Consider the following 20,459-nt stretch of genomic DNA (forward strand, 5'->3'; position numbering starts at 1 on the left):
GAGCCGCAATGCCGCCGACCTCGGACAAGATCACCCTGCGCCAGCTGCAGATATTTCTGGTAGCGATCGAGACGCGCAGCTTTGTGCGCGCGGCAGAGCGCCTGTCGCTGACGCCGCCTGCGGTGTCGATGCAGATGAGCCGGTTGAGCGAGGAATTCGGCGCGCCGCTGTTCGAGAAATCCGGCCGCTCGGTGATCCCGACTGAGGTTGCCACCGCTTTGGTGCCCTATGCCGAACGTATGACCGAAACGCTGGCCGAGGCGGTGGATGTTGTGCAGATCATGCAGGGCAAGCTGGATCACCGGGTTCGGGTGGCGATGGTGACCACTGCGCGCAATTTCGGCCCGCATCTATTGGCGCAGTTCCAGCAGGAGCACCCGGAATGCGATCTGCAGTTCAAAATCGCCAACCGGCGCAGCGTGATTGAGATGCTAGATACCGATCAGATCGACCTTGCGCTCATGGGTCGCCCTCCGCGCCGGATAGAGACAACGGCACATCAATTCGCCAAACACCCCTATGTGTTGATCGGCCATCCGGATCATCCACTGGTGCGCTCCAGCCGCATCCGTCGCTCGGACTTGCCAAACCATCAATTCATCGTCCGCGAACGGGGGTCGGGCACGCGCATGGTGCATGAGTTCTTTTTCTCGGACTCGGGCCTGCCGCAGCCCAAGGCGCAGGAAATGGACAGTAACGCCAATATCAAACAGGCGGTCATGGCGAATATGGGGCTGGCCTTCATCTCGGCTCACACGATCGCGCTGGAGGCGATGGCCGGAAAGCTGAAAATCCTGAACGTTGAAGGGATGCCTGAATATCGCGACTGGTTCGTTCTGCATATGCGTAACAAACCCCTGCGTCCGGCGGCGCGGTCCTTTCGGGATTTCGTCGATCAGAAAGGCCCGGCCTTTATGGAGGATTTCTTCAAAGACGCCGGGATTGCAACATAGATTGCGCCCGCGCCACGATGGGTGGGTCGATCATTTTGCCCTCCAGCATGACGGCACCCAGCCCCTGCTTAGTGGCCCGACCAAAGGCCTCGACCACGCGGGTCGCCTGTTCGATCTCGGACGCGCTGGGCGTGAAGACCGCGTCAACGATTTCGACCTGTCGCGGATGGATACACAGGACGGCGTCGAAGCCAATCGCACGCCCAAGGTCGACGCAGGCGCGGAAACTGTCCATGTCGTGGATCTCGGCAATGCTGCCCGGTAGGCCGATGGCCTGCAGGCCACCCGCTTTGGCCGCATGGATCAAGGACTGCGCCGGGCCCTTCAGCGCCTCGACTGAGGGCGCATGACCGCAATCGGTCGAGAAGTCCTCAGTCCCGAATGCAAGCGCGGTCAACCTAGGGGTCGCTTTCGCGATACACGCGGCGTTCATCAGCCCTTGGGCTGTTTCGATCAAGGCAATCAGTTTGATCTGACCCTCGGGAAGTCTGGCCTGTCGCTCCAGCATCAACAGATAGTCGGCCACCAGATGCAGATGGTCGGCCCCGATGACCTTGGGCAACATGATCGCGTCGACGCCGGGCTGGATGGCTGCCTCAAGATCGCGGACGCATTCGCCAAGATCGGCATTGACCCGTATCACAACCGGTACCGCACGGTTAGTCAGCATGGCGACCGCCTCTGCCAACCCGTATCGCGCGGCCTGCTTTTGGTCGCGCGGTACGCTGTCCTCAAGGTCCAGCAGGATCGCATCCGCGCCCCGTTCATGCGCGCGGGCAATCAGCTCCGGTCGATGCGCCGGAGTGAACAGGTAGGACCGGATCATGCGGCTGCGGTCTCGGCGAATTCGGACCGAATGATATCGGTATGTTCGCCAAGCGCGGGCACACGGCCAAAGCGCGGTGTTTGCGGATCAAAGCTGTAGCGCACGGGGGCTGCGACCAGATGCGCCTCGTCCCCGCTTTCCAGCGTGACCGGTGTGCGGCGCAGCTGCGGGTGTTCGGCAAAGGTGCTGACCGAGTTCACGGCCCCATAGGCGATGGCTGCCGCGAACAGCTTGCCTTCCAGCTCGGCCCGGCTGTGGAGGGCAAAGAACCCGGCGACGATGGCATCCAGTTCGGCACGGTTGGAGACCCGTTGGGCCGCGTCGCAGAACCGGGGATCGGTTGCCAGATCGGGCTGTCCGATGACATCGGCGCAGAGGCGTTTCCACTCGCGTTCGTTCTGGATCGAGATCGCCAGAACCTCATCATCCTTGGTGGTAAACCCACCATAAGGCGCGATGGACGGGTGATGCAGGCCGACCGGCTGAGGCGCTTTGCCCGCATAAACCGTATGCATCAAAGGCACGGTCATCCAATCGGCTGCAGTGTCGAAAAGGGACAGCTTCACCGCGCTGCCTTTGCCGCTGATGCTGCGCGCGATCAGAGCCTTCTGGATGCCGATGATCGCGTTCATGCTGGCGCCAATATCGCAGACCGAAACGCCTATGCGGCCGGGATGTCCGGGCGCTCCGTTGACCGAGACCAGACCGCTTTCGCATTGCACCAGAAAGTCATAAGCCTTCATGTCGCTGTACCGCCCATCCTCGCCATATCCGCTGATATCGCAGGTGACCAGGCGCGGGTTGCGTTTGCGCAGGACATCCTCACCAAACCCGGCGCGGGCAATGGCCCCGGGGGCGAGGTTCTGGATGAACACATCTGCCTTATCCAGAATGCGGTGCAGCAAAGCGGCATCCTCGGGGTTCTTGATGTCCAGACACAGGCTTTCCTTACCGTGATTGGCCCAGACGAAATAGGATGCCGAGCCTTTCACGGCGCCATCGTACTTGCGGGCGAAATCGCCGGTGTCACGCTCGATCTTGATGACGCGCGCGCCACCCTGGGCAAAGTGGCACGACGCGAGGGGGGCAGCGACGGCCTGTTCCAGAGATACGACCAGCAGGCCTTCGTAGGGTTTGAGTTGGGTATCGCTCATGCTGCAGCTCGTGTGTTCAAAAGCGCAAGGGTGCGGTGCATTTCGTTGGCAACGATAGTCATGCCTTCATCAAAGCCCATCCCGGGCTTGACCAGCACGCGGTCGGGTCTTGTGGCCATGGCGGCGTGCAGACAGGCGCGGGCCGAGATATCGGTCTCGTTACAGGTGCCGCCCTGATACGCCGCGACACCATTGGCTTTGCAGTAAAGCACCGCGTCGACCGTATTGTGCAACGATCCCAGATCGGGGGTCTTGATCTGAACCATGTCACAGCAATCGGCGTCGACGAAATCGACTACGTCCTGATAAGTGTTGCACCATTCGTCAGCCACGATTTTGACGTTGCTGCCAAGCGCCCGCAGCGAGGCACGGATATCGCGCAGCAAGGCGATCTGCCCGTCTTTTGAACCGGCGTCCGCAGGCCCTTCGATATACAGATCGAATGGGGCGGCGCGTTGTTCCAGCGTTGCCATATAGTTGGCGATTTTCACCGCGTCATTGTCAAAGATCATGCCCACCGTACCGTAGACGTCGATATGCAGTACCGGATGATAGCTCTCATCCGTGCGCAGAGCTTGAATGCGACGCGACAGCCATGTGACGTATTCAGCTAGTTTCCCGCCTGTCTGGCCCAGTTTCTGGGGGATGTTGTTGATCAGGCCATGAGGTAGGGCGTCGACCTGTTTCAGCACCATCTTGTCAACGGCCTCATAGCGGTTGTCGCCGCTCTGCCCAAACAGGCGCAGAGGGGCCGCGATGGGTTCAAGCCCCCATTCGTCGCAGATGACCTCGAACTTCATCTTGCCCGAGGCAATCGAGGCCGCAGACAACAGCGCCTGCGACAGGCCATAGCGCACGGCAGTGTGCAGAGGTTGGCCATCCACGACCAGCGTATCGAAGAATTCCGCGCTTTCGCGGAAGCTATGCACATCATGCCCGATCAGCTGCGGCGTCAGATTTTCCTGCAGGAATGGGATGACGAAGGAGGCCAGAAACAGCGGATCACGCCCGGCGGCTCCGGAATATTGCACGGCCGCACAGTCGCCCTCGGCGATCTGGCCGTTTTCCAGCTCCAGCAGGATCGAGACACTTTCCCCATATTGCCGAACGCGCGCGAAGCCGTCGGTCAGCGCTTGCCCGCAATAGACGAACCCGTCCTGCTTGGCCCCCTGTTTGATCGCTGCCTGATCGTCGAAATAGTACGAGGCCAGCCCCGGCGCGAAAACAACGTTCTTGATCTTCATGACACTCTCTGTGCGTTAGGCGGCAACTGAGGGCCGACCGATGAGTTTACTGGCCGAGATGGCGCGGACGTCGTCGACCACCATGTCAAAGGACACCTCGCGCCCTTCGGACCGGGCGCGTTCCGCGATGCGGTCCTGATGGAAGGCCATGACATCCCTGGGCAGCGGCACATTTCCGGTCTCAAAAATCCGCAGCGCGCCGTGGTTGTCTCGGACCGGTGTCAGTTTGCCCGCGTTCCCGATGGCGGGGGCGAAGGGGATATCCATGACGCCGCTCTCAAAGGCCAGAACGGCGCCGCGTGCGATGTCGCCCTTGCCCAGTTTTAGGACGGCGCGCATGACGGCGTGAACCTCGGCCTCTATCACCTCGACCTCGGTCAGGATTTCGTTGCCGTCATTGCGGTTCTGATCCGCGATCATGTTGACCATCTGGCGGGTTGCCTTGAGCCCAGCCTGGTTCGCCTCAAGCGAGGGGATGCCGCTGGCCTCATGCGGTGTTTTCACGATGATCTTGGTGGCCCGCGCCTGTTTCGCGGCCAATGCCCCCAAACAGATCACGGCGGTCGCCTTGGCCTCATCCTCGGGGAAGCCGCCCATCCACTGGTGAAACACGGTGGTCAACTGGTAGTCGTCATAGCCCGCGTTCTGGAAGTAGTGATGCCCAAGCCGCCGTAGCGAACGCAGTGCGGCGACGTCCTGCACCAGATTGCCCGCCTGACCATAGCCCAGCGTGATACAGCGCACGCCCTGCTCCAGCGCGAGAAGGCCCTCGATGATCGCAACCATATGCGACACGAAAGGCGGTACCAGAGTCCCGGTCAAAGGGCCAAACGGTTCGCGGTTGATGCGGATACCGTGTTCTTCGAACCGGCCCACCAGGCGGTCGCAATATTGCCAATGGCGGATCGACTGCTCCAGCGGAATGTTTTTTGCATATGGGATGTTATAGGAAATCCCGCCGCCCTCGTAAGACGAAAAGCCCGAGCTGAGCGTAACCTCAGCCAGCAGGCGTGCATCCGGTGTGCCGTGCCGGACCTGAATGGGTTTTGAGACGGCCTCGACCAACCGTGTGCAGCCTTCCACACCATGATTGACCGCCGGGAACCCGTTCAGCAGCGAGGTGCCCGCCGCGCGGGATCGGTCGATGCCATCCTGCGCCTCATCATAGCGGTTGTGGCGGGTATAGGCGTCGATGGTGGTGGGCAGCACGTCGCAATGGGGGGCCAGCCCCTCCATCAGCGCCGTGTGTTCGCGCAACAGCGCAACGCCCGCACGGGGTTGCAGCAGCGTCTTGCCGGTTTTATCCGCATCCGCCAAGGCCGCCGAGAACCGCTTTTCCGAGGGCAGCGCATGCTGACGGGCAAGGCCTGCGTCAAAATGCACCTCGGCTCCGGTGTGCCAGGATTGCAGAACGCCCTCACGCTCGGCGTCGAAAGCGGAATCGGGCAGCTTGGAATTCGTGATTTCTGGCGTGCCGGTCATGTCACCATCTGCCTTTGCTAGATTGCGGCCCAATCAGCGAACCCAGATGCGAAAGCGCCCGAGTTGTGGCCGATATTCGGAAGACGGTTCATGTCGATGTCGTCTTTCAGCAGCGCCACGACCTCGTCGATATTGGCCGAGGCCGGGAAGACGCGGTCATAGCCCATCTCTTTGAAACGGGTGACGACGGTCGAGAAATCCTGTTTGCCGATCACGAGGTTGCCACCGACATAGAGCAGGATGTTGCCGATCCCTGCAGCCTCGCACCGGTCGCGCAGGCCCTGGCAGTCGATCTCACCGTGCCCGTAGATGGATGAGACAAGGATCGCATCGGCTTTTTCAGCAAGGGATGCGGCGACGAATTCGCTCTGGCTGACCATGACCCCAAGGTTCACGACCTCGATCCCGGCCCGGGTTAGCAGGCTGTCGAGGATCTTGTTGCCTACGGCATGGCAATCTGCGCCGATCACTCCCAAAACAACTTTATCCGTGGTGCTGGCGTCGAACATCTCTCGCTCCTCCTGTATCGCGCTTTGGGGTGTCGTAGCCGTGATTCTCAAAACGGTAAAGAATAATGATGAACAATAAAAAAAAGATAAGGAAAAGTTACCTAATTTTGCATCAGGCCGCTGTTAGAGCTTGAAACGCCAAAACGGCGACACTCTGATGGCATCTGTCGCATCTGAGATAGCTTCTGTCCGAAATCGACACTGAAAACGAGGGCAACCCGGGTGCATAAAGTAAGCTGCAACGAATAGGAGCCTACATGCGATTCTCGGCGCTGCGACTTTTCAAAGAGGCCCTGACCGGCCACAAGGGCTGGGGTCCGCAATGGCGCGACCCTGAGCCTGCGGATGCTTATGACTATGTGATCGTGGGCGGCGGCGGCCACGGTCTGGCCACAGCCTACTATCTGGCCAAGGAATTCGGTGCCGCGCGTATCGCGGTACTGGAAAAAGGCTGGATCGGCGGCGGCAATGTGGGGCGGAACACGACGATCATTCGCTCGAACTATCTGTTGGATGGGAATGAGCCTTTCTACGAGTTCTCGCTGAAGCTGTGGGAAAACCTCGAACAGGACTTCAACTATAACGCCATGGTCAGCCAGCGCGGTATTTTGAACCTGGTCCACACGGATGCACAGCGGGATGCGGCGCGGCGGCGGGGCAATGCGATGATCCTGAACGGATCCGACGCCGAGCTGCTGGACACCGCAGGCGTACGCGCCATGTATCCGTTCCTGAATTTCAATGACGCCCGGTTCCCGATCAAAGGTGGCCTGCTACACCGTCGCGGCGGCACGGTGCGCCACGACGCAGTGGCGTGGGGATATGCGCGCGGTGCGGACATGCGCGGCGTGGATATCATTCAGAACTGCGAGGTGACGGGTTTCCGCATTGAAAATGGCAAGGTTCTGGGGGTCGATACCACCCGCGGCTTTATTGGGGCCAAAAAGGTTGGCGTCTCTGTCGCGGGCAGTTCCAGCCGCGTGATGGAGAAGGCAGGGATGCGCCTGCCGATCGAGAGCCACGTGTTGCAGGCTTTCGTCTCCGAGGGTCTGAAGCCTTTCATCGACGGCGTTATCACCTATGGGGCCGGGCACTTCTATTGCAGCCAGTCCGACAAGGGCGGTCTGGTCTTTGGTGGCGACATCGACATGTACAACACTTACGCCCAACGCGGGAATTTGCCGGTGGTCGAGGATGTGATCGAAAGCGGTATGGCGCTGATCCCGGCGCTTGGGCGTGCGCGCCTGCTGCGCAGCTGGGGCGGGATCATGGATATGTCGATGGATGGCTCGCCGTTTATCGACAAGACGCATATTGACGGGCTCTATTTCAATGGCGGGTGGTGTTACGGCGGGTTCAAGGCAACACCAGCCTCTGGCTATTGCTTTGCGCATCTTCTGAAAACCGACCGTCCGCATGAAACCGCCACGGCCTATCGGCTGGATCGGTTCATGACCGGTCACATGATCGACGAAAAAGGGCAGGGCGCCCAGCCGAACCTGCACTGAGGACCATCGCCATGATCAACAAGTTTGCACACGATCTGATCGAGAACTGGCATCTTGGCTTTGTGGCCACAGCGGATGCCGAAGGGAACCCGAATGTCTCGCCCAAGGGTACGTTTGTGACCCATGATGATACCACGATCAGCTTTGCAGAAATGCGGTCTCCGGACACTCTGGCCAATATTGCGGTGCGTCCGCAGGTCGAGGTCAACTTCATCGACATCCTGACCCGTCGGGGCGTCCTGATCCAGGGTGAGGCCAGCTATGTTCCGCGCGACGATGCGCGCTACCCGTCGCTGCGCCTAGCCTATACCAACCGCTGGCCCGAGCTTGAGCCGATGTTTTCGGGTTTCGTGGTCATCAAGGTAACGGCGTGCAAGCCTCTGGCCACGCCCGCTTATGACATGGGCGTCACCAGCGAAGAGCTGCGCGCCAAGTGGATGCAGTGCGTTCGCGACATCAACATCATTCACAAAAGGTCGGAGGTCGAAGCATGCTGATCAATCACCCCTTGCTTGGCCCGCGCGACGCGCAGGAGTTCACCTATCTGGGCGATGCCTCGCTGATCAATCGTCCCGATTGGCAGGCTGAGGACGCAGCGCAGGCATTTCACGACTACCTCTACCTGCGTGAAAACCCGGCGGGCGAGCATCGTGAGCTTTGGTATCACGAACAGGGCGACCGGTCGTGGCTGGTGGTCACACGCAACACGCTGACCCATGAAATCCTGAAAGTCGAACTGGCCCGTGACGTGGCCAAAGCGGCAGGGAAGGCTTCACAATGACTCAGAGCAATCGACTGAATGGCGGGCTGATCAACCGGGACACCAGCCTCAGCTTCACCTTCGACGGTAAATCCTATCAGGGGTATGAAGGCGACACGTTGGCTTCAGCCTTGTTGGCCAATTGCGTGCGCCTGATGGGCCGGTCGTTCAAATACCATCGCCCGCGCGGCCCCCTAACCGGGGGCAGCGAAGAGCCGAACGCGCTCGTCGAGCTGCGCTCGGGCGGACGGCAAGAGCCGAACACTCGCGCCACCGTGGCCGAGCTGTATGACGGCCTGAGCGCCAATTCCCAGAACCGCTGGCCGTCGCTGGAACGCGACTTCATGGCGATCAATGACCAGTTCTCGAACTTCCTGACCGCAGGGTTTTACTACAAGACGTTTATGTGGCCCAAGGCGTTCTGGGAAAAGCTTTATGAACCGATCATCCGCAAGGCCGCCGGTCTGGGTAGCCTGACGGGTGAGGATGATCCCGATCTCTATGACAAGGGCTTCCTGCATTGCGATCTGCTGATCATCGGCGCAGGCCCGACCGGTCTGGCGGCGGCGCTGACCGCAGGACGTGCGGGCGCTCAGGTTATTCTGGCGGATGAAGATTTCCGCATGGGTGGGCGTCTGATCGCTGAGACTGGCGCTTTGGCCGATATCTCCGGTGCGGACTGGGTCGCGCAGGCACTGGCCGAACTGGCGTCGATGAACAATGTGCGGGTCATGCCGCGTACAACCGTGTTCGGGGCCTACGACCACGGAATTTACGGTGCGGTCGAACGCAACGCGGATCACCTGATCGCGCCTGAGGCGGACAAACCCCGCCAGACCCTGTGGCGCATCTACTCCAAGCGCGCGCTGATCGCGACCGGGGCCATCGAACGCCCCATCGCGTTCGAAAACAACGACCGGCCCGGTATCCTGCTGGCCGGAGCGGTTCGGTCCTACGCCAACCGCTGGGCCGCGACGCCCGCGCAATCGGTTGTGGTTTTTGCCAACAATGACGACGCGCACCAGACGGCACGCGATCTGATGGCGCAGGGAATCAAGGTCCCCGCCATTGTCGACACGCGTCCAGATGCTGCGGATGTGGAGGGCACCGAGGTTCTGAAAGGAGCCGAGATCGTCAACACCTCAGGCCGCCTGGGGCTGACTTCGGTGCAGGTGCGCACCGAGAAAGGCTACACAACGGACCTCTATTGCGAGGCGCTGGCGATGTCCGGTGGCTGGAACCCGAACCTGGGCCTGACCTGCCATCAGCGCGGTCGCCCGGTCTGGAACGCGGATATCCACGCCTTTGTTCCGGGTGACGGCCTGCCCGTCGGTCAGATCGTGGCAGGTGCGGCCAAGGGTGAGATGAGTACCGAAGCGGCGCTGCACGGCGGTGCGGCGGCGGCAGTATCCGCTCTGGGCGATCTCGGCATCACGGCATCCCACGTTGATCTTCCCGCTGCAGCCGATGCGCCGGTCTCGATCAGCCCCTTCTGGCACGTCAAAGGCGCAAAACGCGCATGGCTGGATTACCAGAACGACGTGACCGTCAAGGACGTCAAGCTGGCGCACCAAGAGAACTTTACCTCGGTGGAGCATCTCAAGCGTTATACCACACTGGGCATGGCGACCGATCAGGGCAAGACCTCGAACGTGGGTGCCTTGGCGGTGATGGCGGAACTAACGGGCAAGTCCATTCAGGACACTGGCACAAGCATCTTCCGCCCGCCTTATACTCCGGTTGCGATGGGTGCGTTTGGTGGCCGTGCAGTGGGTAAGGATTTCCACCCGACCCGCCTGACGCCCAGCCACAAATGGGCCGACGAGCAGGGCGCCGTGTTTGTCGAGGTCGGCAATTGGCTGCGTGCCCAATGGTTCCCGCGCAAGGGCGAAATCCATTGGCGGCAATCGGTGGACCGCGAGGTGCTGCAGACAAGAAACTCGGTCGGTGTGTGCGATGTGACGACGCTAGGCAAGATCGACGTGCAGGGCGCGGATGCAGCGGCGTTCCTGAACATGGTCTACTCCAACGCGTTCGCCAAACTGCCGGTGGGCAAGGTGCGCTATGGCCTAATGCTGCGCGAGGATGGCATCGCCTATGACGACGGCACCGCCGCGCGGTTTGCCGAGGACCATTTCGTCGTTACCACCACCACCGCCAACGCGGTTCTGGTCTATCGCAACATGGAATTCGTCCGCCAATGCCTTTGCCCGGATATGGACGTGCAGCTGATCTCGACCACCGAGGCCTGGGCGCAATATGCCGTGGCCGGTCCCAACAGCCGTAAACTGCTGCAAAAGATCGTGGACCCCGAGTTTGACATCTCGAACGAGGCGTTCCCCTTCATGGGCTGTGGCGAGATTACCGTCTGCGGTGGCCTGCGGGCCCGGCTGTTCCGGATCTCGTTCTCGGGCGAGCTCGCCTATGAGATCGCGGTTCCCACACGCTATGGCGACGGGCTGATTCGCGTGCTGATGGAGGCGGGCGAAGAGTTTGACGTGATGCCCTACGGCACCGAGGCCCTGGGCGTCATGCGGATCGAAAAGGGTCATGCGACCGGCAATGAGCTGAACGGCACGACCACGGCTCTGAACCTTGGCATGGCGCGTATGGTCAGCACCAAGAAGGACTGTATCGGCAACACGCTCAGCCGTCGGGAAGGGCTGAATGCCCCGGACGCGCTGGCTCTGGTCGGTCTCAAGCCGGTGGATGCCAAGGACAGCGTGCCTGCGGGCGGGCATCTGATGAACGCCACCGGCCCGGTCGATGCGGCCCATGATCAGGGCTATGTCACCTCGGCCGCCTATTCGCCGATCCTGGAAAGCTCGATCGGGTTGGCATTTGTCAAAGGTGGCTATGACCGGATGGGTGAAAAACTGCGTCTGGTGAACCCGCTGGAAGGCCAAGAGGTCTTGGTAGAAATCGTCAGCGCTCATTTCGTGGACCCGGAAGGGGAGAAGCTTCGTGCATAAACTGAAACCCATCACTCCGCTGGGCGGCGACACGCCGCGTGTCGATACGATCGGTTCGATCACGATCACAGAGGTCGTGGATCAGGCGCTGGCGTCGGTCGCGGCCCGCAACGATCAGGCCGGTGCCGTGCAAAAGGCGCTGGCCGACAAGATCGGTCTGAGCTTGCCCGAGGTTGGTCAATCCGCCCAGGCTACGCCCTATGCCGCGCTTTGGATGGGGTCCGAGCAATGGATGGTCATGGCCTCGCATGACAGTCACGAGTTGCTGGCCGCCGAGGTAAAACAGATCGTCGGTGACACGGCCTCAGTTTCCGAGCAGACGGATGGTTGGTGCCGTTTCGACGCGCAGGGCGCGGCCCTGTGCGATCTGTTCGAACGGCTCAGCAACGCGCCGGTCCGCACGATGGAGCCGGGCGCGGCGATCCGAACCACGGCGGAACATCTGGGTGTCTTCCTTTGGTGTCTGGCTGTGGATCATATGGTCGTTCTTGGCCCGCGCTCTTCGGCGGCGTCGTTGCATCACGGCCTGTTGGCTGCCGCTAAGTCTATCGCTTGAGCCTAGCCCGAGGGCAGCACATCATCGCTGCCCACCCGCATTGAGTTCTTGGCACGCCGGTCGCTGATCGGCGTGACCCCGAACGTCTCACGATAGTGTCGCATGAAGGCGCTGGGCGTGGCGTAGCCGACCATATAGGCGACCTCGGCAATTGGGTCGTTCGTATAAAGCACCAATTGCCGCGCCTGATTCATCCGCATTCGCCGGTAATAGGTCAAAGGGCTATGCCCTGTCGCCTTTTTGAAGCTCCGCTCCAGTGACCGTGCCGAAAGGCCCACCGCATCAGCGACTTCGCTGATCTGGATGGGATTTTCGATATGTTCGGCAAAATGCTGAATGGCCTTTGCAACCTGTTTTGGCAAAAGGTCCTGACTTTGCGCGGTTGAGATTGCGGGCACCTTTTGCGTAACGGTCCCGCTGCGAATGAAGGGATGCTGGAACCAACAGGCGACCTCGGCCATGACATCACCGCCCAGCCGTTTTTCGATCAGGGCCAGCATGTGGTCGAACACGGCAGAGGCGCCAGAGATTGTGCTAAAGGCCCCTTCTTCGCAGATCACTGTCCCATGGATCGGGATTTCGGGAAATTCGGCCTGAAAAGCGGCCTCGTAACACCAATGCACCGACAAAGGGTTGTCGCGGGTCAGCCGGGTGCGGGCAAGGGGGAAGACACCGCCGCTGATTGCACCAATACGGGTCTTGTTCCGCATCAGACGCTGAAGCGCTGCGTTTGCCTTGGAGGGGTTGTCGAACACGCTGTTCGGGCTTGAGGCAAACAGCAGATGCGTCAGGGATTGGGCGTCGGCCAGGGTGTAGTCGGGGAAAAAGGTGACCCCGGCTGAGGACTGGATCGGTTGGTCTTGCTCAGCAATGACATGCCAGCTGAACGCCTCCTGCCCTGAGATCTCATTCGCCGCGCGCAGCGGTTCGATACAGGATGTCAGGCATGCCATCGGGAACCCTGGAAAGATCAGGATGCCCAGCGAAATTTTCTCAACCTGATCTTTCATTAGCGTTGCTCTTTCACTAGGTCCTCGACGGTTTCGAGGATGTCATTTTCCAGTCTGCGCGCAGCAGGCGACAGTGCAGAATCAGCCTTGCGTATCAGGTGAATTTGCCGCTTGGCGGTCTTATCCGCCAGAGGGCGAAAGACCAGATCGGATTGCCCGACCGAAATTGCCGCCATCTCGGGCAGGAGTGTGACCCCGATCCCGGCCCGGACCATGCCCAGAATAGAGGTGATGTTATGTGCCGAAAACCGAGAGCCCGCGTGCAGTTTTTCCGCCTCGGGCCCGGGGATGCTTTCGGACAGGCTGTTGGCGATCAGCTGCTCATTCTCAAGCGCGTCCCAGCCGATGGGGCCGTTGTCACTGGCCAGCGGGTGGTCCGGTGTCAGCAGCACGCCGAACCAGTCGGTCAGCAAAAGCTGACTGTGCAGGCCCGACCCGTTCCCGCGCAGTGTCGCGATGCCGATATCAATGCGCCCCCGCGACAGCTCGTGCAGGACGGACTTGGAATCCATGTCGCGCAGTTCCACCCTCACTTTCTCGTAAGCCTTTGTATTTCTGGAAAAAACGCGTGGTATGATCGTGCCTGCCACCGATGGAACCGTCGCAATTCTGACATGTCCCATACTGGCATCGGCAAAGTTTTCGATGGCCCGAACCGTATTGTCGAAGTGCTGTAATTCCAGTTGCGATTGCTCCAACACGAACTCACCCAATGCGGTCAGCTTGTTCTTGCGGTCCGTCTCAAACAGCGGCTCGCCCAGATGCGTCTCAAACTGCTTGAGCATCATCGACACCGCCGAAGGGGTGCGCTTCAGGACAACGGCCGCGTCCGTCAGGTTGCCGGTGCGGGCCACCGCGACAAAGCCGCGAAGCATTTCGATCTTGAGTGTCATGACGGGAGCTTCAATCTTGCTGAAATAAACTTCAATAATTTTAGTTTGATTGATTGTCGCAAAAGAGTCCATACCCGCTTAGCAAATTCTCTATGGGGCAAACGGCTATGGCTGACATTCAAAAGAACCTGATCGCTGGTGAGTGGGTCACCGGCGAAGGTGAGATCGAAAACCGCAACCCATCGGACCTGAGCGATCTGGTCGGCATGTTTGTACAGGCCCGCGCGGATCAGCTTGAGGCAACATTGGATCAGGCGCGTGCCGCTCAGCGTGAGTGGGCCGCCTATGGGTTGGAGCGCAAGCAGGCTGTTCTGAACGCGATCGGCAATGAGCTGATGGCCCGCGCCGAGGAACTGGGCACGCTGCTGAGCCGCGAAGAAGGTAAGCCGCTGGCCGAAGGCAAAGGCGAAGTGTTCCGCGCCGGTCAGTTCTTCGCCTACTACGCCGCCGAATGCCTGCGTCAGATCGGTGAGAACGCGGATTCCGTGCGCCCCGATATCGAGGTGGACGTTCGCCGTGAGGCCGTTGGCGTTGTGGCCATCATCAGCCCGTGGAACTTCCCCACCGCAACCGCGTCGTGGAAGATCGCTCCGGCTCTGTGCTATGGCAACGCGGTTGTTTGGAAGCCCGCCAACATCACCCCGGCCTCTGCTGTGGCACTGACCGAGATCATCAACCGCCAGGACATCCCCAAAGGTCTTTTCAGCCTGGTCATGGGCTCGGGCCGCTCCATTGGTCAACGTCTGGTGGAAAGCCCCAAGGTCAACGCGATTTCCTTTACCGGGTCGGTTCCGGTCGGTAAAGGTATCGCCGCTGCCGCCATCCAGAACCTGACCAAGGTCCAGATGGAAATGGGCTCGAAGAACGCTCTGGCCGTTATGGACGATGCCGATCTGGATCTGGCGGTAACGCTGGCTCTGGGCGGTGCGTTCGGTGGCACAGGTCAGAAATGCACGGCGTCCTCGCGGCTCGTGGTCCACTCTGCCATTCATGACGCCTTTGTCGAAAAGCTCGTTGCGGGTGCGCAGGCGATGAAAGTGGGCCACGCGCTGGAAGAGGGCGTTCAGATGGGCCCCGTCGTCAGCCAGCAGCAGTTGAGCGAAAACCTGGCCTATGTCGATCTGGGCAAGTCCGAGGGCGCGGAACTGGCCTGTGGCGGTGCGCGTCTCGAGATGCCGCATGACGGGTACTACATGTCGCCCGGCGTGTTCCTGAACACTACCAACGACATGGCGATAAACCGCGAGGAAATGTTCGCGCCGCTGACCAGCGTCATCAAGGTTGGCAGCTATGACGAAGCGCTGAGCGTGGTCAACGACACCAACTTTGGCCTGACTTCGGGCATCGTGACCAAGTCGCTGGCCCGCGCCACCCATTTCCGCCGCAACGCGCGCACCGGTGTTGTCACCGTGAACCTGCCCACCGCCGGCACCGACTATCACGTGCCCTTCGGCGGCCGTGGCGACAGCTCCTACGGTCCGCGTGAGCAGGGCAAGGCGGCGGCCGAGTTCTACACCACGGTCAAAACCGCCTATATCAGCGCAGGCCCCGTCTGATGCTGATCGATTGCCTGCAATATGTGAACTGGTCGGAAAAGGTCTTCCGCCAGTTGCGCGAGGGGGGCGTGGACGCGATCCACGTCACCATCGCCTATCATGAGAACTTTCGTGAAACGGTGTTGAATTTCGAACAGTGGAACCGCTGGTTCCAACAATACCCGGACCTGATCATGAAAGGGCAGTGGGCCAGCGACATCGACAAAGCTCGGGAAACCGGCCGGACGGCGGTGTTCTTCGGGTTCCAGAACCCAAGTCCGATGGAAGACGATATCGGCCTGATCGAGATCCTGCACACGCTAGGCGCGCGGTTCATGCAGCTGACCTATAACAACCAGTCGCTGCTGGCGACCGGCTGCTATGAGGCTGAGGATTCCGGCATCACCCGTATGGGCAAGCAGGTCATCAAAGAGATGAACCGCGTGGGTCTTGTTGTCGACATGAGCCACTCGGCCGACCGCTCGACCATCGAAGCGGCCGAGATCTCGGAACGTCCCATCGCGATCACCCATGCGAACCCCTATGACTGGTCGCCTGCCTTGCGCAACAAACGGGACGCGGTGATCCGTGCAGTGACGGAAAACGGCGGCATGCTGGGTTTCTCGGTTTACCCGCACCACCTGAAAGACAAGTCCGAGTGCACGCTGGAAAGCTTTTGCGAGATGATCGCACGCACGGCGGACAAATATGGTGCGCAGCATCTGGGGATTGGTACCGACCTGTGTCAGGACCAGCCCGACAGTATCGTGGAATGGATGCGCGTAGGTCGCTGGACAAAGGAAATCGACTATGGCGAGGGCTCTGCCTCGGCCCCCGGTTTCCCGCCCATGCCGGGTTGGTTCAATGACAACCGTGACTTCGGCAACATCCGGTCAGGCCTACGTGCCACCGGCATGAACGACGCTGAGGTCGACGGGATCATGGGAGACAACTGGTACCGTTTCTTTGATGAGAACTTCAAACCGCTCGCCTGATGCAGGTCAGCTAAACGACTAAGCTATGGCCGCATTCCTGATAGAAACGGCCTGACTAATATTAACGGAGGAGAGATGTCTGAGGCATCTTTGAACACTGCCCCTGTACAGGAAAGCCGCGTGAACAAACCGCTGTTCCTGATCTCTGGCGGTTTTATCGCGCTGTTCTGCGTCGCGGCCCTTGTCGATCTGGAGGCCCTTTCGGGTGCTGTGGATTGGGGGTTCAATGTTGCGGCCACCTATTTTGGCCTCTACTGGCAGGTGCTGCTGCTGGCCACCTTCCTGATCGGCCTGCTGCTGTGCGTTTTGCCCGGCGGTCGTGCCATCATGGGCGGCTTAGCCGCGCCCGAGTTCACCACTTTCCAGTGGGGCTCGATGGTCATGTGCACGCTGCTGGCTGGTGGCGGCGTGTTCTGGGCGGCGGGTGAGCCGATTGCCCACTTCCTATATCCTGCGCCGCTTTACGGTGGTGAAGGGGCAACGGCCGAGGCCGTGAACCCGGCCATCGCCCAGAGCTTCATGCATTGGGGTTTCCTCGCATGGGCCATTCTCGGTTCGCTGACCACGGTCATGCTCATGCATTACCACTATGAAAAGGGCATGCCGCTGGCGCCGCGCACGCTGCTGTACCCGGTGTTCGGCGACAAGGCGATCAACGGGCCGATTGGCCTCATTGCGGATGCGTCCTCGATCATCGCTGTGGTTGCGGGCACGGTTGGCCCCATTGGCTTCCTGGGTCTGCAGGTGAGCTATGGTCTGGCCGATCTGTTCGGCTTTTCGGATACGTTTGCCCTGCAGGCGACCGTGATTGCCGGGCTTGCTGCGATCTACACGATCTCGGCCATGACGGGTCTGTCGCGTGGTATTCAGGTTATGTCCAAGGTCAACGTGATACTGGCGGCCTTCCTGCTGCTGTTCGTTCTGGTTGCAGGCCCGACCGGGTTCATCTTTGGCTCGTTCTTCTCGGGCTTTGGCACCTACGTTGGCAACTTCTTCCAGATGGCGCTGTACCGTGGTGAGGCCGGTCTGTTCGGCGAACCCGGCTGGCTGGGCTGGTGGACCGTGTTCTTCTGGGGCTGGTTCATGGGCTACGGCCCGCTGATGGCCATGTTCATCGCTCGGGTGTCGCGTGGTCGTTCGATCCGCTCGATCATCATCATGCTGTCGATCATCGCGCCGATCGTGACCAACTTCTGGTTCACCATCATCGGTGGCACCGGCATCGCGATGGAGCTTGAGAACCCCGGCACAATCGCCACCGCGTTCGAAGGCTTCAACCTGCCTGCCGCCCTGCTGGCGATTACCAACAACCTGCCGATGGGCTTCGTGATCTCGATCCTGTTCCTGATCCTGACCACGATTTTTGTGGCTACCACTGGCGACTCGATGAGCTATGTCATCTCTGCGACCATGAGCAACGAGAACAACCCACCCGCAGCACTGCGCGTGTTCTGGGGCATCGCGATGGGCCTTATGGCCATCATCCTGATCTCGGTTGGATCGGGCGGTGTGTCCAAACTGCAGAGCTTTATCGTGGTGACCGCTGTTCCGGTCTCGCTGATCTTGCTACCGTCGCTGTGGGATGCGCTGCGCATCACGCTGGCGAAGGGCAAAGAAAGCTAAGCGATCTAAGGCTGGGCCGGACGTTCCGGCCCGCCAACACGCCTGAAGATTTCAGGAGAAAACCAGATTAGTACCACCTGAGGAGGCACAACCGAATGACAGACGTTTCCCGTCGTGATCCGAACATGGTGATGCGCCTTGCCCGTCTTGGCTCCATGCATCAGTCGCGCCTTTCGTTCATGCGTATCCTGACGCGACGACTGGCTCGGGAAAACTGGCGGTTTGAAAAAACTGCGTTCGAGATTGACAGCACTGGCGTTGGCCATGCCGTCTATACCGCCCACGGGCCCGAGCGGTCCTATTCCCTGATCGCCTATGCCCATGATCTGCCGCCCGAGAAACGCTCGGACCGAGTGATTGCCGAGGCCTGGGATGCCACCTTTACTCTGTTTGACGGTGTGCCCTCCGACGCCGATATCGAGCGTCTTTCACACAATATCCCCGTTCAGGAAGCCGGGCGTGTGACCGGGTCTGAACTGTCGGTGTCCCGCGCCAACCGCTCGGTGCGTTTGTGGGAGCATGTGGTGAGCGAATTGGCCGAAGGCCGTCAGCCCTCGACCGAGAAGATTGATGCGGTTGGTTACCTGATGCGGACCACTGCGGTTTACGGGTCCGGCAAGCTGGGCGCTGCGGATCGCGAAATGATCGCAGACCGTCCGGAATTCCGTGCTCCGTTCCAGGTAGAGATGCTGTCGGTCTATCTGACCCGCTGGTTCGTGACCGATCTGGTGCAATATATGGCTGATACCCGCGCGGCGGCCAACGGCGCGCAGGCAGCGAAGCTGGATGCCGGGATCGCGCGGTCGATGGGGATCGGCAACTCGACCGGTCTGGGGATGGCGCCGTTTTTGCTGAACCATCCGGTGCTGTTCAACAACTGGATGGCGGCGCGCGAAGGCGCAATTCAGGTTGTGCGTGAGGTTGAGAAGGCCAGCGATGCGGAAATCGCAGTGTTCCGTGACGTGCTGCTGCGCAATATGCAGATCGTTGAGACCTGGCAGTCCGAACACCCGATCCAGATCGAGAAACTCGCTGCTTTAAGGGCCGATATTGCCAAGGTGCAGGAGTATCTCTCCAGTGCGGATCTTGGCGCGGATCACCCTTGGGATGCGCTTTATTCCTGGGCCGAACAGTCGCTGACCCTTGAGGGTCAAGAATGGATAGCCTCGCTGATGCTGGAACCTTACGGGGCATTGGTCGACGCCTTTGCCGAAGGTATGGCAGCCGATAACACCGCTACGTTCCGCATCGCCGGGGCGATGAAGATCGGTGATCTGCGGGCGCTGCTCAAGAACATCTACGGCTGGGCCATTGAGACCGATTGGGCCACCCCCGCCAGCAAGGCGCGCGCCTGGTATGTCTCGGAAGAAAAGCTGGAGCCGCGTCTGGGCGAACGTTTCGAGGAGCCGATCGAGGAATACGAGCAGCCCTTGGCCCCCGGTCGGGATGCCGCGCAGTTGTTTCAGGCGCTGGCCCATTGGTCGGATGATGCTCAGGTCGCTGATTTCCTGCTGCGCCACCCCGAACACCGCCACGTGCTGCGCCGTGTTCAGATCGTAGGGCGCGCGCCCTATGCCGAGATCCGAGACAACACGATCTCGGACCGGGTGCTGCCTATCGACATGCTGCGCTGCAAACTGTCCTTCTTCGGGGCGACTAAGTTCGATCCCCGCTCGGACCGTTGGGTGCGGATCTGCATGTATGGAAATGCGCCTCTGCCGCATGAACTGACATCTGAAAACGCCGATTTCTGGGTCTTCCCGGAACGTGAAGGGGTCGCTGCATGAGCCACTCTCTGAACGAAATCGAGGCTATGAGCAAACGCGCCGCGCGCGGTGCGGGCCTTTCTTGGGGGCTGGCCGAAGAGGCCGCCAAGGGAACGCGCTGGTTGTCGGCCTTCGGGTTTTCGGGCGCCGAATTGCTGGCCGACCTGTTGGAAATGAACGACCGCATCCCGTCGATTGACGTCTCACCTGTCTCGCTGAGCGCTGAGATCTGGCATGCTCCTACCCGTCGGATGAGCCCGCTGATCGCCGGGGCCTCGCTCAGCGACTGCGCGGTGCGTTTGATGGATCGCGGCTCGATCACCATGGAGAATGTCAGCCTGCCCTTGCTGGCCGTTCCCTTCATGGGCGGGGCTGCGCTGCGTTTAGGCGTGCCGGTTGCGGCCGAATGGCAGGGCGCGCGTCTGGCAACGGATGGCCGGCAGATCTGTGTGCAGGCCACGCCCGAGGCGCTTGAGGCCCGTCACGCAGACAAGATGGTCTTCAGCGCGCCGGCCGAAATGACAGGCCGCCGCGAGCCGGTCCTGCGCGCCGAGGTGTCCGATACAGATTGGAAAAGGCTTGGCGCCTTTGCCCACCGCACATTCGCACCCGCGACCGAAGAAAGCCGCCTGCGCGGTGCTGGCGCTGGCCTCAGCGACAACGACTGAAACTT

General features: G+C 60.6%; 18 protein-coding genes. 11 read left to right on the plus strand and 7 right to left on the minus strand.

What is annotated here, in order from left to right; translation table 11 throughout:
* Window positions 1–8 precede the first annotated feature (8 nt).
* Complete coding sequence (locus tag ACR0B5_RS04760; protein WP_475219709.1) at window positions 9–953, plus strand: LysR family transcriptional regulator; 945 nt, start codon at window positions 9–11, stop codon at window positions 951–953.
* Here the strand turns inward: ACR0B5_RS04760 and ACR0B5_RS04765 are convergent.
* From ACR0B5_RS04765 to glmS, 5 genes are read right to left on the minus strand one after another with little or no spacing between them, the layout of a single operon-like run.
* On the minus strand, window positions 928–1,779 hold the full coding sequence (locus tag ACR0B5_RS04765) for an HpcH/HpaI aldolase/citrate lyase family protein (RefSeq protein ID WP_480538773.1): 852 nt from the start codon (window positions 1,777–1,779) through the stop codon (window positions 928–930). The genes ACR0B5_RS04760 and ACR0B5_RS04765 overlap by 26 nt on opposite strands.
* Entirely contained in the window at window positions 1,776–2,933 is a 1,158-nt protein-coding gene (locus ACR0B5_RS04770) for a CaiB/BaiF CoA transferase family protein (protein ID WP_170639813.1), read from the minus strand. Before ACR0B5_RS04770 ends, ACR0B5_RS04765 begins: the two co-directional genes overlap by 4 nt.
* Window positions 2,930–4,177, minus strand: a complete 1,248-nt coding sequence (locus ACR0B5_RS04775; RefSeq protein WP_480538775.1) for a methylaspartate ammonia-lyase — start codon at window positions 4,175–4,177, stop codon at window positions 2,930–2,932. Before ACR0B5_RS04775 ends, ACR0B5_RS04770 begins: the two co-directional genes overlap by 4 nt.
* A 15-nt stretch (window positions 4,178–4,192) precedes the next feature.
* A complete protein-coding gene (locus tag ACR0B5_RS04780) occupies window positions 4,193–5,659 on the minus strand; it encodes a methylaspartate mutase subunit E (RefSeq protein WP_480538777.1) in 1,467 nt (488 codons plus the stop codon).
* Window positions 5,660–5,676: 17 nt separating this feature from the next.
* Window positions 5,677–6,168 carry a methylaspartate mutase subunit S gene (glmS, locus tag ACR0B5_RS04785; protein ID WP_480538779.1) on the minus strand — a complete coding sequence of 164 codons (492 nt, stop codon included), beginning with the start codon at window positions 6,166–6,168 and terminating at the stop codon, window positions 5,677–5,679.
* Between the two features lie 257 nt (window positions 6,169–6,425).
* On the opposite strand from glmS, the gene ACR0B5_RS04790 reads away from it, so the two are divergent.
* Genes ACR0B5_RS04790 through ACR0B5_RS04810 form a run of 5 tightly spaced genes read left to right on the plus strand, consistent with a single transcriptional unit; the run spans window position 6,426 to window position 11,964 of the window.
* Complete coding sequence (locus ACR0B5_RS04790) at window positions 6,426–7,676, plus strand: sarcosine oxidase subunit beta family protein (RefSeq protein ID WP_480538781.1); 1,251 nt, start codon at window positions 6,426–6,428, stop codon at window positions 7,674–7,676.
* A gap of 11 nt (window positions 7,677–7,687) precedes the next feature.
* Window positions 7,688–8,173 carry a pyridoxamine 5'-phosphate oxidase family protein gene (locus tag ACR0B5_RS04795; RefSeq protein WP_480538783.1) on the plus strand — a complete coding sequence of 162 codons (486 nt, stop codon included), beginning with the start codon at window positions 7,688–7,690 and terminating at the stop codon, window positions 8,171–8,173.
* Window positions 8,167–8,457 (plus strand): sarcosine oxidase subunit delta, encoded by a 291-nt coding sequence (locus ACR0B5_RS04800; RefSeq protein ID WP_480538785.1) that lies wholly within the window; start codon window positions 8,167–8,169, stop codon window positions 8,455–8,457. The genes ACR0B5_RS04795 and ACR0B5_RS04800 overlap by 7 nt, the downstream gene beginning before the upstream one ends.
* Window positions 8,454–11,408, plus strand: coding sequence for a sarcosine oxidase subunit alpha family protein (locus tag ACR0B5_RS04805; RefSeq protein ID WP_480538787.1), 2,955 nt, complete (start codon window positions 8,454–8,456; stop codon window positions 11,406–11,408). The genes ACR0B5_RS04800 and ACR0B5_RS04805 overlap by 4 nt, the downstream gene beginning before the upstream one ends.
* Entirely contained in the window at window positions 11,401–11,964 is a 564-nt protein-coding gene (locus ACR0B5_RS04810; protein WP_480538789.1) for a sarcosine oxidase subunit gamma, read from the plus strand. The genes ACR0B5_RS04805 and ACR0B5_RS04810 overlap by 8 nt, the downstream gene beginning before the upstream one ends.
* Window positions 11,965–11,966: 2 nt before the next feature.
* Here ACR0B5_RS04810 and ACR0B5_RS04815 read toward each other — a convergent pair whose 3' ends face one another.
* Window positions 11,967–12,974: a helix-turn-helix domain-containing protein gene (locus ACR0B5_RS04815; protein ID WP_170639805.1), complete on the minus strand. Its 1,008-nt coding sequence runs from the start codon at window positions 12,972–12,974 to the stop codon at window positions 11,967–11,969.
* Window positions 12,974–13,867: a LysR family transcriptional regulator gene (locus ACR0B5_RS04820; protein ID WP_480538791.1), complete on the minus strand. Its 894-nt coding sequence runs from the start codon at window positions 13,865–13,867 to the stop codon at window positions 12,974–12,976. The genes ACR0B5_RS04815 and ACR0B5_RS04820 overlap by 1 nt, the downstream gene beginning before the upstream one ends.
* 107 nt (window positions 13,868–13,974) lie before the next feature.
* Between ACR0B5_RS04820 and ACR0B5_RS04825 the strand changes: the two genes are divergently transcribed.
* The 5 genes from ACR0B5_RS04825 (at window position 13,975) to ACR0B5_RS04845 (ending at window position 20,454) form a co-directional block, all read left to right on the plus strand.
* Window positions 13,975–15,423, plus strand: a complete 1,449-nt coding sequence (locus ACR0B5_RS04825; protein WP_480538793.1) for an aldehyde dehydrogenase family protein — start codon at window positions 13,975–13,977, stop codon at window positions 15,421–15,423.
* Window positions 15,423–16,397, plus strand: coding sequence for a membrane dipeptidase (locus tag ACR0B5_RS04830; RefSeq protein ID WP_480538795.1), 975 nt, complete (start codon window positions 15,423–15,425; stop codon window positions 16,395–16,397). Before ACR0B5_RS04825 ends, ACR0B5_RS04830 begins: the two co-directional genes overlap by 1 nt.
* Before the next feature lie 75 nt (window positions 16,398–16,472).
* Window positions 16,473–18,020: a BCCT family transporter gene (locus ACR0B5_RS04835; RefSeq protein WP_480538797.1), complete on the plus strand. Its 1,548-nt coding sequence runs from the start codon at window positions 16,473–16,475 to the stop codon at window positions 18,018–18,020.
* 95 nt (window positions 18,021–18,115) lie between these two features.
* On the plus strand, window positions 18,116–19,807 hold the full coding sequence (locus ACR0B5_RS04840) for a hypothetical protein (protein WP_480538799.1): 1,692 nt from the start codon (window positions 18,116–18,118) through the stop codon (window positions 19,805–19,807).
* Window positions 19,804–20,454, plus strand: a complete 651-nt coding sequence (locus tag ACR0B5_RS04845; RefSeq protein ID WP_480538801.1) for a DUF3726 domain-containing protein — start codon at window positions 19,804–19,806, stop codon at window positions 20,452–20,454. The genes ACR0B5_RS04840 and ACR0B5_RS04845 overlap by 4 nt, the downstream gene beginning before the upstream one ends.
* The last annotated feature ends 5 nt before the right edge of the window (window positions 20,455–20,459 follow it).

Source organism: Ruegeria sp. AG1, assembly GCF_056541705.1.

Coding starts and splice junctions, on each gene's coding strand:
- ACR0B5_RS04840 (WP_480538799.1), top strand. CDS start 18,116: ATGACAGACGTTTCCCGTCGTGATCCGAACATGGTGATGCGCCTTGCC.
- ACR0B5_RS04845 (WP_480538801.1), top strand. CDS start 19,804: ATGAGCCACTCTCTGAACGAAATCGAGGCTATGAGCAAACGCGCCGCG.
- ACR0B5_RS04830 (WP_480538795.1), top strand. CDS start 15,423: ATGCTGATCGATTGCCTGCAATATGTGAACTGGTCGGAAAAGGTCTTC.
- ACR0B5_RS04805 (WP_480538787.1), top strand. CDS start 8,454: ATGACTCAGAGCAATCGACTGAATGGCGGGCTGATCAACCGGGACACC.
- ACR0B5_RS04835 (WP_480538797.1), top strand. CDS start 16,473: ATGTCTGAGGCATCTTTGAACACTGCCCCTGTACAGGAAAGCCGCGTG.
- ACR0B5_RS04795 (WP_480538783.1), top strand. CDS start 7,688: ATGATCAACAAGTTTGCACACGATCTGATCGAGAACTGGCATCTTGGC.
- ACR0B5_RS04800 (WP_480538785.1), top strand. CDS start 8,167: ATGCTGATCAATCACCCCTTGCTTGGCCCGCGCGACGCGCAGGAGTTC.
- ACR0B5_RS04760 (WP_475219709.1), top strand. CDS start 9: ATGCCGCCGACCTCGGACAAGATCACCCTGCGCCAGCTGCAGATATTT.
- glmS (WP_480538779.1), bottom strand. CDS start 6,168: ATGTTCGACGCCAGCACCACGGATAAAGTTGTTTTGGGAGTGATCGGC.
- ACR0B5_RS04820 (WP_480538791.1), bottom strand. CDS start 13,867: ATGACACTCAAGATCGAAATGCTTCGCGGCTTTGTCGCGGTGGCCCGC.
- ACR0B5_RS04780 (WP_480538777.1), bottom strand. CDS start 5,659: ATGACCGGCACGCCAGAAATCACGAATTCCAAGCTGCCCGATTCCGCT.
- ACR0B5_RS04770 (WP_170639813.1), bottom strand. CDS start 2,933: ATGAGCGATACCCAACTCAAACCCTACGAAGGCCTGCTGGTCGTATCT.
- ACR0B5_RS04775 (WP_480538775.1), bottom strand. CDS start 4,177: ATGAAGATCAAGAACGTTGTTTTCGCGCCGGGGCTGGCCTCGTACTAT.
- ACR0B5_RS04790 (WP_480538781.1), top strand. CDS start 6,426: ATGCGATTCTCGGCGCTGCGACTTTTCAAAGAGGCCCTGACCGGCCAC.
- ACR0B5_RS04825 (WP_480538793.1), top strand. CDS start 13,975: ATGGCTGACATTCAAAAGAACCTGATCGCTGGTGAGTGGGTCACCGGC.
- ACR0B5_RS04815 (WP_170639805.1), bottom strand. CDS start 12,974: ATGAAAGATCAGGTTGAGAAAATTTCGCTGGGCATCCTGATCTTTCCA.
- ACR0B5_RS04765 (WP_480538773.1), bottom strand. CDS start 1,779: ATGATCCGGTCCTACCTGTTCACTCCGGCGCATCGACCGGAGCTGATT.